This window comes from Acutalibacter intestini (genome assembly GCF_034334985.1).
GTDB lineage: Bacteria > Bacillota > Clostridia > Oscillospirales > Acutalibacteraceae > Acutalibacter > Acutalibacter intestini.
The window spans coordinates 166,482-179,296 of record NZ_JAWXXL010000002.1 but is presented as its reverse complement, the minus strand read 5'-3'; the positions used below and the strand labels follow the sequence as shown (position 1 = coordinate 179,296).

The following is a 12,815-nucleotide window of genomic DNA, read 5'->3' as shown; positions in this document are numbered from 1 at the left end:
GCCGCCCTCTCACCGCGGCGGAGGGATACACCTTCCTTTGATAGTGGGCCTCTGTTTTCGGCTTTTGGCTTACTCAATCGCGGAAATCCACCAAAGCGGGCGAACGCCCCTGTTGCCGTTGTACGCGTTGTTCCAGTTCATCGCGCCGGAGGAATTGACGTTGCGGACGTTGTACGAGTTGGACGCTACAAGGCATACCCCAAAGAAAACCCGGCGGGCTTTATCGCCGCGCCGGGGGTCCCTCTCTGCATAGTTGCCGCCCTCTGCTGATCTTGCTTGCGCCACTTCGCCGTCATGTACTTAACGTCCAAAACGGCTTTTGTCCATGCGGCGCATTGATCGTTTGAAATAAGTTCCAGTTCAAGGGAAAGTTCAATCAGAAAAAGGACTGTCTTGCATTTTGTCAAAGCCTTTTTCTGTTCGTATCTTCGTTCCCGGAACTCTTGCAGGTCGGCAAGGTCAAGTTCGTTTGCTTCCTGTATATGCTGGAAAATATCAATCGTCAGGTCGTGTAATCGGTTCACAATAGTAAAGCGATACTTTTTCGGAAAACGCCTGTCATTCGTCATTCGGAATGTATGCTTTACAAGGTCTTTCGCCTTTGTGATTATGGTAAATTCGCTTTGTTCAGCTTGTTTCGGCGGCGGGTTCATTTCAAACACCGCCTTTCCCTGATTCGCGCAACCTCCGCCGGGTTCCCGTCAAACGTGAACCCGTGTTCTGTGACAGTAAGAACCGCCCGCGCCCCGGTGTAGGTTGTCCCGCTGATCGTCAGCACGTCAGCGGCCCCGCACCGTTCGCAAGGCGGTTCAATTTCTGTAAACAGGTTCCCAATTATGCAGGACAGTTCCCGGCGTGTGCAAGCATATTCCGTCAACATTCGATTCTCTGCCGTTCCGCGTTCCAAATACCCTTAGTCAGAATGATTCCGTCAAGGGAATCAAAAGACACAAGAAACGGGTTCCCGGTAATGTTATTGAAAAGTCCATCTTCCACACGGGCAATGCGGCTTTCAAGGCCCGCGGCAAGATTCAGGGCTTGCGCCGCGTCCTCTGCCGCCTTTGCCGCTGTTTCAACCGCCGCGCTCCATGCGGCCTTTTCTTCCGCCGAAACGTGAATGTCTGCGTCCTCTGTATGCTCGATCAGGCCGGAAATAGCCGTGTCATAGTTTCCCATTGTGGTGGGGTTCACGTGAATATCGCTGTTGTTTACATGGGCGTTCAGGTCGGTAACGTCGGCTTTCTGCTCGAACTTTGCTTCATGGGCCGTCTGCGCGGCGTTATGTTCCTGAATGTCCTTTTTCGTCGCGGTCAGGGCGTAGGGGTCAACGATGAACGTAATAATTCCCGTGTTTGAAAACTCGATGTGCATTGTCACTTCAACTTCGCCCGCCGCGCCGCTGGTAATTATGACTTTTTCCGTGTCCGGCGTGTTGCAAATGGCAATCGTGTATTCGCCGTCGTCCAGAACCGCCATTTCGCGGATAGTGAACCCGCCCACGTCGGAGGGGATAACCGCTATAACGTCAATCATGTTCGGGGAATCAGGGTTGACGGTCACGCTGGACACGTCCCCGCGCCAAGTTTCATTTTTTAGGCCCTGCATATCTGCCGACGGCACGTAATAGGCCCCGCCGCCGTCGCCGACGGCAAGGGTTGTCAGGTTGATTTTTTTACCCTCCAGCACCGCTTCGCGGGTTCGCATGGTCCCCACGTCGGTTACGATAGTTCCGAATTTTTTTGTCGTTTCCTCTGGCATTGTCTATCCCTCATTTCTCAAAGGTTGAATTTGAAGCTTTCGCGTCTGCTGTGTGTAGCCGCCGAAAAGCATTGACCCGCTGGACGTGATGAAGTTTGTAAGCGACGGATTGATTTCAAGCCGCGTCGCAAACGTCGCAACGGCCCCGACAAACACGGTTGCTTCCTCTGTGAAGTTGTCCGCCAAATACGGCCACACTTCAAGGCGGGTTCCTATTGCGTGATACCCGGCGACGTGAATTGTCGTCGCTTGCTCCATCTGGTAACTGATCGTTTCCAAATGGGAACGCAAATTTTTATAGAACCGCACCCGCTCCAATACTGCCGCTTGCTGTTCGGCTGTCACGCCCTCCGCCGCGCCGATAATCACTTTGAAGCGGAACGGGTCGCCGCCGTACTCGAACCACTCTTGAACCTTTGTGCCGGGGAATACGGCTCCCAGCGCGGTTTCAACGGCGTACTTTGTCCCCAGCCGCCTGTGTACCCTTACGCTGTCTTTAATAGTCCGCCGTTTTACCTCTATCGGGTAAGAATAGTCGTACCAATCGACGTGGAGATCATAGGCCAAAATATCAAGGGTCTGTTCGTCCAGTTCGTCAATGCGGGCATAGATTATGTTTTGCTTGATCTGCCGTGCCGTGGCCTGTAATTGCTCCGCTATGGTCTGTGCAAGCGCAAGCATATTCGGGTCGTTTTTCAGGGCGGGCGGAAGCGAACGTGTAAAGTCGATTGAATACAGGTCATTCACTCTCTGCACCCCCGTTCACCGCCGACGCGCTCCCGCTCAAAAGCGCAACCGCATTGTCAGGAACGACGGCAAAGGCCGGGGAACGGATTTCAACGCGCTTTGCGCCCGCTTGCATAAGCAGGGCGGTTAAATAGGACGGGTTCACGTCCCGCCCCATTCTTGCCCCCTGCCATTCGCGGAACGTCTGAACCGCCGCGGCGATATTTGCCGCCACCGTTTCCGCGCTTACCGCTCCGCCCTCTTGCGTGTAATAGGTGAAGTCGATAGCATACGAAACCGTTTCAGGGGCCGCAACGGTAACGTGATCGGTCAGGGGGCGCACATTGTCCGCGTTCAGAATGTCCGAAACGGTTTTCAGCATTTCCGTTCCCGGCAATTCGCCCCCTGCAAGCAGAACCCGCACGTCAACTTCCCCCGGTTCCGGGGAAGTTGCTTTCACGTCCACAATCAAGGCCGACGCGGTTTTTGCGAAATACTCATAAGCCCCCAGCGGCCCTGCGGTCGAAAAGGTTTCCATGCTCTCCCGCATTCGGTCATAAAAGGCCGCGTCGCTTTCCTTGTCCGCTCCGCCGTCCGATTCGGACACATTTTGCACGGTTCCAAAATACGGGAAGATGTCTACAAGCTGATTGATCTGTCCCGGAACGAACCCGTTTCCGATTTCCCCCGCGGTCAGGCATTCCGCGGCAACGTCCCCGCTTGTGTCGCCCGCAAGGATTGTCAGGGTTTCCAGCGTTTGAAACATGATTTCCCCGTCAACCGTTGCGCGTGTCCCCGCCGGAATGATTGTCGCAACCTCCAGCGGAATGGAAAGCGTGAACCGCAACGTCGTTTTCGCCTTTTCCGGCTCCAAACGGTAAGCGTCTTTGAATATCTCTGCAAGGGAATCTAAATATTCCCCCTCTGCATACCGCGGCACGTTTTGTTTTGCCGAAAAATCAATGTTGACCCGCTCTTGAATGATAATGTCCGCCACCCAAAGGATAAACAGACGCGCGGGGTCTGCCGGGTATAGCGTCCGCCCCGTGAATGCTTCGTAAGACTGAATCAGGGCGTTTTCAAGTGTCGCCGTGTCCGTGTCTACAAATGAAATTTCGGGATAGCCCCGGTTATTCGTCGTCAATTATGTTCACCTCCACAACTGGAATCAACGCGCCGGGCCGTTCCCCTAATTCAAAAGTCACGTCGCCGATCTGCGCCCGTGGTTCGTATTGTTCCACCGCTTCTAAAACCTCTGAAATCAGGATAGGCTGGGCCGTCTGAATCGGCTTGTCAAGAAACCGTTGTGCCATGCCCAGCCCCCTGTCAAGAGGAACGGAAAATTTCGGGGTCGAGATAATGACCGCTACATTCTGCAAAATCTCTTCTTCCCGTGTTGCGGGCGCAAGATTGATTTTCGTTAAGTCGTAGGCTTTCACAATGTACGCCATTTTCTCACCCCTTTATCTGCTGGAATATGATTTCATTGTTACGCTTACTTTTGAAACAAGCAGATTGCCGCGGTTGTCGTAACGGTCAAGGGAAGTCGAAACTTTCGTAATAACCCACTTGTTTGTGCCGTAGGCTTTCGGCCCGATGATAAGCGGGTGAACTTCTCCCCAGCGCATTGCTTGAAGCAGTTTTGCAACCTCTGAAATGGGATTCACGCCTAAAAAGACGGAAAAGAACATGGAAAAACTCATGCTTTCCACTTCCCGCCCTGTGTACTCCAAAAGCGGCTCTTTCAAATGCCTGTCATGGGTCGAATACTTCGCGCCGCTGTCCCATTTCAGGCCCGTAAACGTCTTTACTTCATTTCTGGAAACGGCAAAGGTAATGTCGCCCCAGCACCCGATCAAGGCCATTTCTTAAATCCCCCCAATCACGAACCCGTCGCCGTCGCCGTTTGGCAAGTAGATACAAAGCACAAAATCGCCGGGTGACGGCAACCACGGCTTTATAATCAAGTCGTGCTTGTGGCTTTGAAAGGCCGCGTCGCCGCTCCCGCCGCTTTCGTACTCCGTCCGATACGGGGCGTAATATTCGGGAACCCACGGCGGGTTTTTAAGCACTTTCAGCGGGCCGGAAACGAACGTGTCGCCCTTGTCCTTAAAGGTAACGCGGGCGGTCCGTTCCGCAATATCCACGGACGAAACCCAGCCCGCTCGAATAATATTCTTTAATGCGGTTAGTTCGCCCATTAGTAACCCTCCAAGACGCGCCACAATGTGATATTAGTTTTATAGCCGCTCGACGAAATCGTGTGCGACGCGGTTTCGATGATGTACTTTCCGTCGAACGCTCCAAACCCCTCAACTTTGACAGTTACCCCCGCCACCAGCCGCGCGTCGCCCGCAAGATTAAAGCTTGCTTTGAACTCTTGTGAATTTTTTTCGCGCAACCGCTTTTTTGCAAGGGTCAGGGCTTCCGCATTGCTTGAAACCTTTTCGTTTACCTCCAGCACCTGTCCGCTTCCGTCCTTTTCTGCGTCAGGGGCCTTGTAGGTTGCTTCATAGGTCGTTTTTGAAGCAGGGTCCGTATACTTGACCCGGCAACTGCTGTAAGCCGTGTCGTGAAAGCTGGTCCCGAATGTATATTTTGAATAGTCGCCGTCGCCGCGCTTGATCGTCCGCACCGTGTCTTTTTGCTCATACGCCGCCGCGTCGAAAAGAACAATCATTTTCGCGGTAACTTTTAAGGAAATTCCCGCGGCTTTGCAAAGCCTTTGCAAAAATACAATGTCCGATTCTGTCACTTGCTCCCGGCGGCTGTAAAGTGGGTCAAAATCCGATTCAAACAGGCATTTCAAGCCGTTTGCGGCGGCTATTTCGTTTGCAATGCCCGAAAGCTTGATTTTCTCCCATGCCTTTGTCTTTTTCTGTGTCCGAATTGTGGAAGTATAGGGGATTGACCCGGCCTTGATTGTGACTTTCGCGGGCGGGCCGTTGCCGTCCACGCTATCAACCTGAAAAACGCCGCAATCAAGAACCCGGTCTTTCCCGTCTGATTCCCAATTCTTTTGAATGATAACCGCGGAAATCTCTGCGCCCTTTGCGCCGCCGCTCTGCGTCATGGTGTCTTGTTTTGCCGCGGTCTTTGTTACTTGACTTTCGGCGAACCACCCCTTTTGATCGACGTGGATGGGGTATGGAATACCGCTTTTCAAGTTCAGGTGTGTTATTTTCCCCTGATAGTTTGAAAGCGTCGCGCCGGGGTTGCCGTTTCCGTAACTGCTATATTGCGGCCTGCCGCTTACGGTTACTTCGTCGCCGATCTTCCAGCCGCCGCTTTCACTATCTTTCTTTGCCGGGGCCGGGGCGGGCTGTGCGTCGGCGTTCAGCCAATCGCCCAGCCACACGCCCTCCCGGTCGTCAAGGGATAATTGCAAATCGTCTGTTTTATCCTCTTCGTTGTCCGTATAGGTCAGCGAAAGCAAGTGTTTGTTAATGTCCGCCGAAATGTCCACGCCCTCAAAGGTCAAGCGGACCTCTGCCCGTCTTGCGTTCATAGCGTCCGCCCCCTTTTCCACGGCGGCAACTCTGCCGGAATCCGCGCTTCCGGCTCTGGAATATCAAGCGTGATTCCTGCGGGGAAAATGACAAGGCGGCGAAACTGTGGGTTCGCTTTTATCAGCTTGTCGGTATAGGCTTCGTCGCCCAGCGTCTTGTAGGCGATTCCGTCCCACATATCCCCGGCAATGGTGGTGTATTTAGTCATAGTTCCGCCGCCTTTCGTCCTCTTCCTGTTGCTTCATGCGGTCGTCAAACTCGTTCAAAAGTCTTTCGTCCCGCTCGTTCAATATTGCTTCTATGTCCTCCGCCTGTGCGTCGCTTCCAACGTGGAAAACGGGCGCACTGTGAATGACGATACCCGCGCCCCGCGGCTCTGCCGCTGTCACGGACGGGGCCGACACGCCACCCGCTCCGACGCGTGCCGCCGAAAGCGCGGCTTGCAGTAGAGGAAGCAGAGTAACAACCGTCGTTCCGTCCTGCGCTTCGCGGGCCGCGTTGATGTTGTCAAAGATTCGCCCGGTCTGCGCCGCTGTAAACACGGTCCGCCCGCGGGCGTTTGTGATAAGTTCTGCCCCGGCTTCACCCGCAATGAATGTGTCGGGGGTAAATCTTGAACCTTTCGCCAGCGCGGGAATCAAGGGAATATTGATACCTTTTCCGCCGATTCCGGGGACCCAATCGGGAATTTTAAGCCTGTTCAGCCCGCCGATCACGGTATTTATCACATTGATAATTCCGTTTACAACGCCTGTGCAAATGCTCTTGATTGATTCCCATATACCGCTGAAAATGCTTTTCACACCCTCCCACGCTTGCTTCCAGTTGCCTGTAAAAACTCCCGTGATAAAGGTAATTAGCCCGCTCAAAATCTGTGTCAGCCCGTCTATAATGCCGGAAATCATTGTAACGGCTGTCGCTAACTGATTCCCGAACAACTCTGCCACCATCTGAATAATAGGCATAAGGGCTTCAAGTAACTGTTGCAGTAATGGCAGAATCATTTCTACCAGCGGCATAACCGCCGAAACCACCATCATAATCAGGTCGATCACAACGGGCAAAATCCCGTCTATGATCTGCTGAATAATCGGCATTAGTGCTTCAAGTAGCTGTTGCAGAATGGGAAGCACCGCTTCTATAATCTGCATGATGATGGGTACAAGGGTTTCGACAAGCTGAATCAGCACGGGCAAGATCGCTTCCACAATCTGCCCTATGACGGGCAATAACTGTGCGATAAGGTCAAACAGTACGGGAAGCACCGTTGCAATGATTTCCCCAATTAAAGGTACAATTTGTTGAATCAGGCTCCCAATAACGGGAAGCAGGGAAGTTGCAAGCTGTCCGAACTGGTCTAACAAGCCCGGCAAAATTGCTTTTAGCTGTTCCACAACGCCGATGATTGAATCGAACACGGCAACGCCCGCGTCGCCGAAATGCTCTTGAAAGAAATTGCGGGCATTCCCCATATTTTCACCGCTGAAAACGCCCTTGATTGCCGCGCCGACGTTCTGAATCACGCCCCACACTTTATCAAAGACGGCCAGCGCACCGTCGCCGAATGTCTGTTGAATCCAGCCGCGCACTTCTTCAAGGTTGCCGGAAATCAGTTTGATTGCAAGGGCAACGCCGCCGATTATGCCGACAATGGGCAAAAGCTTTCCTCCGATACCTCCTAACCCCGAAAACAGGCTTTTTATACCTCCGCCCGCTCCGGCAAATGCTTTTAACTTCGTGAATGCGCCTTGAACCGCAAGAACGCCGCCTTTGATCTCCAAGAATCCAAGCTTCCCGGCAAGCGCACCGACTTTCAGGCCCGCAAGGGCGGCGGCAACTTGCGCTACTTGCCGAACAAGTTTCGGATTTTCGTTTATAAATGTCGTAACTTTTGTGATAATTCCCGTTAGCCCTTGTGTACTCGCTCTGAATGCTGGAAGTAAGGCTTCTCCAATCGCAATTTGTAAGCCGTCTATTGCCGACTTCATCAGGGTTATATCTCCCTCTAAATTGTCCAGCTTGATTGTCGCCATACGTTCCGCCGCGCCCGCCGAATTATTTATAGATTCGGCTAATTTATTGTAATCTGCTTCGCTGGCGTTTACGATTGCCAACATACCCGCGAATGATTCTTTACCAAAAATTGCTGTTGCCGCGGCGATTTGTTCCTGTTCTGCAAGCCCGCCTAAACTACCGCGCAAATTATCCACAACTTCACGAAATGATTTCATTCCGCCATCTGCGTTAGTTAGGCTTATTCCGTATTTGTCCATGTAGGTTTGCATTTGTGCTGTCGGTTTCGCCATATTAGCAAGGGCAGTTTTCAAAGATGTTCCAGCGGTTTCGGCTTTTATGGAAGCATTTGCCATCAAACCGATTCCAAGCGACATATCTTCCACGGAATACCCTAACGCTCCCGCTACGGGTGCAACCTTTTGAAAAGTTGAACCCATCATTGCAACATTTGTATTTGCATTGCTTGACGCTTGCGCCAATACATCGGCAAATCTGCCGGAATCCTCCGCTGTCATTCCGAAAGCTGTAAGCGCGTCTGTTACAATATCAGAAACCGCACCTAAATTTTCCCCGGACGCGGCGGCAAGGTTCATAATTCCCGGCAAACCGCCCATCATTTGATCGGTTTTCCAGCCTGCCATTGCCATGTATTCAAGAGCTTGTCCTGCTTCTACTGCTGTAAACTGCGTTGTTGCCCCCATCTTTTTCGCAAGGGTCGCTAATTTTGCCATGTCCTCCCCTGTGGCATTTGAAATAGACTGAACCGACGACATTTGCGCTTCAAATTCGGCGGCTTTTTTTACAGGGCCAGCGTAGATCGCCGCACCAACGGCGGCAAAGGTTCCCAGCGTACCCGCAAGCTGTGTTTTGGTCTTTGAAATCGCTTCATTGTTTTTTTGCTGTGCCTGTGCGATACTTGCCAGCTTTTCCTGATTCTTTTTGACCCTCTCATAACTTGCGGCCAGCCGTTCGTTCTCTTCCGTCAAATGGTCGGTGTCAACCCCTGCGTCGCGCAATTCGTTTCCCAATTCACCCAGCCGGGCTTCCTGTTCCTCGATTCGGGCGGTTGTCTGTTCAATCTGGCGGGCGTTCCGCTCCATCTTCTGCCGCAAGGCTTCCGACGGCCGTTCCGTTTGGCTCATTTCGCGTTGCAAACGGTCGTGTTCCTCTGTCAGTTGCGCCAGCTTGTCCTTGTTCGCTTGCAGGGCCGCGCTCTGCTTTTGGAATCCCTCGATCTTCCCGGAAAGTGTTTTGATTTTGGAAAGATTGCCTTGTAACTGCCTTGAAGCGTTCATTGCGCTGTTAAAACTGGAATTAAACCCGCTCCCCAGCGTCGCTTGCAGTTTGAAAAGCAATTCAAATTCTTTTCTTCCCGCCAAATTTCCACCCCCTTTTTTATGGCATGAAAAAGGCAACCACCCGGAATCCCGGCTGGTTGCCCCACACGATTAGGCCATTTTATTTTTTTGTGCCATAGAATAGCAGACGCTTTCCGTCCATCTGCTTTGTTATTTTTCCGTCCTGAATAAGCGCGTTCAGGGCCTTTAGAACCTCCGCTTGCTCTTCCTCGGCAAATAAGGCGTAGATTTCTTTCCGCATTACGCCGTCATGTTCGCTTGCGAATTTTAGAATTTTACGCTTCTTTGCCGCAAACGCCTTTTTCTTTGTCTGTTCCTTGTCCCATTCCGCTTTTTGCTGTGGATAGTCCCGCTCCATGTACGTCCTGTATGCCGCTTCAATGCGGGGCTTAATGCCCGCACAATGATTCAGATAATAGGTACTTCCATATGGACTACATTCGGCGCAAAACTCTTCCAGTTGATCGCATAGTTCAAGGGCTTTTTCATAAGCCCTGATCTGATCGGCGGGGTTGTCGCTTTCTGTCCACGTTGCGTCGTCGATTTTTTCTTGCATACGTTCGATTTTTGCCCCATACCGATCTTCAAATGCGTCCTCTTCGTCTAAACCCGCCCAATGTGTCACTTTAGGCGGAATCACTCTTTGTTCCTGCGTTTGGCGTGAATCTGGCTGTTTTTGGGGAAACAGTTTTGAGAAAAGCCCCATACGCAACAAACCTCCTTGAAGTTTTGATGTGCTAAAGGCGCTATGTATTCTTATTTTTAACACATTCTTAATTCAATTATAGGCTTATGCGCGTAGGTTGTCAATACTCCTACTGCCTTTGCGCCTGTTCTTTCCTTGCGCGTTCTCTGTCCTCCGCGGCGGCGGCGTTTATGTCACGAATCCACGTCATAATTTCCGCCGGGGTCATGTCTAACCAAAACGGAACCGGCGTGTTCGTCGCCCGTGCAAGGCGGTAACATTCCCGCCGCCACCAGCGGGCCGGGCTTTTTAATAGCCCGTAGACAGTAAAAAATCCCGCGCCGCATTAGTAATGCGGTTAAATTCGGGCAAAGGCATAGCGTCCAGCACGTCGCTTCCGATACCCGCGGCCCGCGCCGCCAGCTTGCTCTGGAAGTTGCGGGAGATTTCGGGCGAAAGGGCATATTCGTTGTTCATCTGCATTTCGGTTTCAATGGCCACCATGTCGCGCCCGGTCAACCGCTCGAAATTAAACGTCAATTCGGTGTAGGTTGCGCCGCTGTACTCAAAGGGCCGCTTGAACTTGTGCGTATAAACGCCCACGTCGCCCCCTGCGGCTTTTCCCGCCGCTTCCGGGGTAGATGTAGGGGCGGCGGCTTCCGTCGCTCCTGTGGCCTGTTCTGCGCCGATTTCGGCTATATTTGTTACCTTGTCGCTCATCGTCTTTTCCTCCGATTCAAAATTTCATATTTTCAGATACAGAAAAAGGGCATAGGAAAGCCCGGCGGGAAAATCCCTGCCGGGCTTACTTGCCCAACGCCTTTCGTACTTCTGCCAAGTAGTCAACGCCGTTGATAAAGTAAATGAAATTCAGAATGTCGATTTCCATGACCTTTTCCCCGTTGATGTACGTGGCGAAATAGGTTGCCGCATACTCCCCGGACGCTTCCGCGGACGCGGCGGGGGCAAGCTTGCCGGGCGCAAACTTCGTCGGCGTTACCATCAGGACGTGCTTTACTGCCTGTTGCACGTGCTTTCCTGCTACATTGTCCCAATACTGCTGGGAAGCGCGGAGATCAAGCTGGTGATTGCGCGGCTCATTCAGCTTGATTGCATACGGGGTCACTGTACGGAAATTCAGCGTCAGCGTCATGGATTCAATTTGACCCGTGAACGCGCCGTTGAATGCGCCTGAAATTCCCGCGCCCTTGACCTCTTCCGCAATCTGCGCGACTTCGGGAAGCGTTACTTCTGCCATGCCGTAAAATTCGGTTGCGTCCTCATATACGGCAAAACTGTTAATGCCTATATCCGCTCTCATTGCTGTTCCCTCCTTACGCCGTCAACGCCGCGGAAACATAGTCCACGTCGTATTCAAGCACAAATTCGCATTCTTTCATAGGGCTGGGCGGGGTCATGAAGATATGAAAAACGGCTTTGCCCGCCATAAGCGCAACCGTGCTGTTTTCGTCCTCTCTGAACTCGACACGCCCGCCCAGCAACTTCTCTTCGTTGACAAGGCCGTTCAGCCAAATATTGACCGAATCAACAATGCTGTCGATCAGCCGCCGGGTCATTTTCTTGTCAACCTTGCTCCAATAGGTCAGAATCAGGGAATTTGCAACCCAGCCGAACATACGGGAAACGCACGTGAAATAATTCTTCACGTCGGTATCAGCCGGATAACAGGCGGTTTCGTTGCCCCAAAGCACATAGCCGCCGATGAAGTTCAGCGCGGTAACAATGCCGTTGCTGTTCAGGTAGTTTGCATTCTGCAAGTCAAGCAGAATTTCCGTGCCGTCAGCCAGAACCGCGCTGTCGATCTGCAAAAGCTTGTTCGACGGGCTTTCTGCCGGACAACCGCCGTTGTCCGAATCGGTCTGCCCCATGCGCCCCGCCATCTGCACGGAAAGGTGAAAAACACGGTCCCCAAGCTTCACCAAAGGCCAGCAAAGAATCTGCCCTTTGTTGTTGATATTCTGCGCTTTCTTCCATGCGGGAACGTCTGCATAGTGGGTCGCTTCCGTTGTGTCAACGTCAATCATGGCTTTCCCCTCGAACACGCCGTTGATCGACGCGGCCTTTGCAACCATGACCGCCGCAACCGTGGATTTATGGGACCAGCCGGGGCAAAGCACCAAATCGGCGACAATCCCATATTTCGGGAAAATGGAATCGTACAGTTCAAGGCCCGAACTCTTCTTCGTGTTCGTGTCAAAGCCGCCGATGATCTCATTTTCCGTGATCGCGGAGGGGTTCACCGCGTCGAACGAAATTGTCAGTTCCCCCGTGTTTTCGGGAATCGTCCCGCCCTCCAGCACTTCAAGAATCAGGTTTTCGCCCTCATAGAACAGGTCATAATCTTTCCCCACCGTGTAGGTAGTAACCCGCACGCTGTCTTTCAGGGCTTCAAGGGGTAAAAGAACCTTGCCGTCGTTAATGGGATAGTTCTTTTCCTCCACCGCCTTTTTGTGCTTTGTCGGGTCAAGGATATTGACGAACACAACGGGGGAAACGCTGTAAAGCTTGAACTGCGAATAGATCATTTCACAAATCGGGTATTTCTCCCAATCGTCGCTATACCCCATAGCGGAAACCGCTTCCGCGTAGTTCTGAACCATGACAGGCTCATTGACGGGGCCGCCGACGGTATGAACCGGGGCCGCGCCCACCACAAAGGCAACGCCGCAATCAGCCGTAACAGGGGTCGAAAGCGACGTGTCAACCTGTCTTGTCGATACACCATGATAATAATTAGGCATG

Annotated in this window: 15 protein-coding genes; all 15 read right to left on the bottom strand. The window is 52.4% G+C overall.

Features of this window, described 5'->3' with window-relative positions:
- Positions 1–69: 69 nt before the first annotated feature.
- Positions 70–285, bottom strand: coding sequence for a DUF6273 domain-containing protein (locus U8U68_RS22775; protein ID WP_367575781.1), 216 nt, complete (start codon positions 283–285; stop codon positions 70–72).
- On the bottom strand, positions 186–569 hold the full coding sequence (locus U8U68_RS03385; RefSeq protein ID WP_322199439.1) for a four helix bundle protein: 384 nt from the start codon (positions 567–569) through the stop codon (positions 186–188). Before U8U68_RS03385 ends, U8U68_RS22775 begins: the two co-directional genes overlap by 100 nt.
- A gap of 304 nt (positions 570–873) precedes the next feature.
- A complete protein-coding gene (locus U8U68_RS03380) occupies positions 874–1,758 on the bottom strand; it encodes a phage tail protein (protein ID WP_120428259.1) in 885 nt (294 codons plus the stop codon).
- Positions 1,759–1,761: 3 nt separating this feature from the next.
- Complete coding sequence (locus U8U68_RS03375; protein WP_322199438.1) at positions 1,762–2,514, bottom strand: phage tail protein I; 753 nt, start codon at positions 2,512–2,514, stop codon at positions 1,762–1,764.
- Positions 2,498–3,628, bottom strand: a complete 1,131-nt coding sequence (locus U8U68_RS03370) for a baseplate assembly protein (protein ID WP_120428257.1) — start codon at positions 3,626–3,628, stop codon at positions 2,498–2,500. Before U8U68_RS03370 ends, U8U68_RS03375 begins: the two co-directional genes overlap by 17 nt.
- Entirely contained in the window at positions 3,615–3,935 is a 321-nt protein-coding gene (locus tag U8U68_RS03365) for a GPW/gp25 family protein (protein WP_120428256.1), read from the bottom strand. The genes U8U68_RS03370 and U8U68_RS03365 overlap by 14 nt, the downstream gene beginning before the upstream one ends.
- A gap of 12 nt (positions 3,936–3,947) precedes the next feature.
- A complete protein-coding gene (locus U8U68_RS03360) occupies positions 3,948–4,349 on the bottom strand; it encodes a phage tail protein (protein ID WP_322199437.1) in 402 nt (133 codons plus the stop codon).
- A 3-nt stretch (positions 4,350–4,352) separates the two neighbouring features.
- Positions 4,353–4,685 (bottom strand): hypothetical protein, encoded by a 333-nt coding sequence (locus U8U68_RS03355; protein WP_120428254.1) that lies wholly within the window; start codon positions 4,683–4,685, stop codon positions 4,353–4,355.
- The gene (locus tag U8U68_RS03350) at positions 4,685–5,992 is read right to left on the bottom strand and encodes a phage late control D family protein (RefSeq protein WP_322199436.1); all 1,308 of its coding nucleotides are present in this window, start codon (positions 5,990–5,992) and stop codon (positions 4,685–4,687) included. The genes U8U68_RS03355 and U8U68_RS03350 overlap by 1 nt, the downstream gene beginning before the upstream one ends.
- The gene (locus U8U68_RS03345) at positions 5,989–6,201 is read right to left on the bottom strand and encodes a tail protein X (RefSeq protein ID WP_120428252.1); all 213 of its coding nucleotides are present in this window, start codon (positions 6,199–6,201) and stop codon (positions 5,989–5,991) included. The genes U8U68_RS03350 and U8U68_RS03345 overlap by 4 nt, the downstream gene beginning before the upstream one ends.
- Entirely contained in the window at positions 6,194–9,388 is a 3,195-nt protein-coding gene (locus tag U8U68_RS03340; RefSeq protein WP_322199435.1) for a phage tail tape measure protein, read from the bottom strand. The genes U8U68_RS03345 and U8U68_RS03340 overlap by 8 nt, the downstream gene beginning before the upstream one ends.
- A 79-nt stretch (positions 9,389–9,467) precedes the next feature.
- A complete protein-coding gene (locus U8U68_RS03335; RefSeq protein ID WP_322199434.1) occupies positions 9,468–10,136 on the bottom strand; it encodes a hypothetical protein in 669 nt (222 codons plus the stop codon).
- Positions 10,137–10,361: 225 nt separating this feature from the next.
- Positions 10,362–10,772 carry a phage tail assembly protein gene (locus U8U68_RS03330; protein ID WP_322199433.1) on the bottom strand — a complete coding sequence of 137 codons (411 nt, stop codon included), beginning with the start codon at positions 10,770–10,772 and terminating at the stop codon, positions 10,362–10,364.
- Positions 10,773–10,857: 85 nt separating this feature from the next.
- Positions 10,858–11,373, bottom strand: coding sequence for a phage major tail tube protein (locus tag U8U68_RS03325; RefSeq protein ID WP_322199432.1), 516 nt, complete (start codon positions 11,371–11,373; stop codon positions 10,858–10,860).
- Between the two features lie 13 nt (positions 11,374–11,386).
- Positions 11,387–12,814: a phage tail sheath family protein gene (locus tag U8U68_RS03320; RefSeq protein WP_322199431.1), complete on the bottom strand. Its 1,428-nt coding sequence runs from the start codon at positions 12,812–12,814 to the stop codon at positions 11,387–11,389.
- Position 12,815 lies beyond the last annotated feature (1 nt).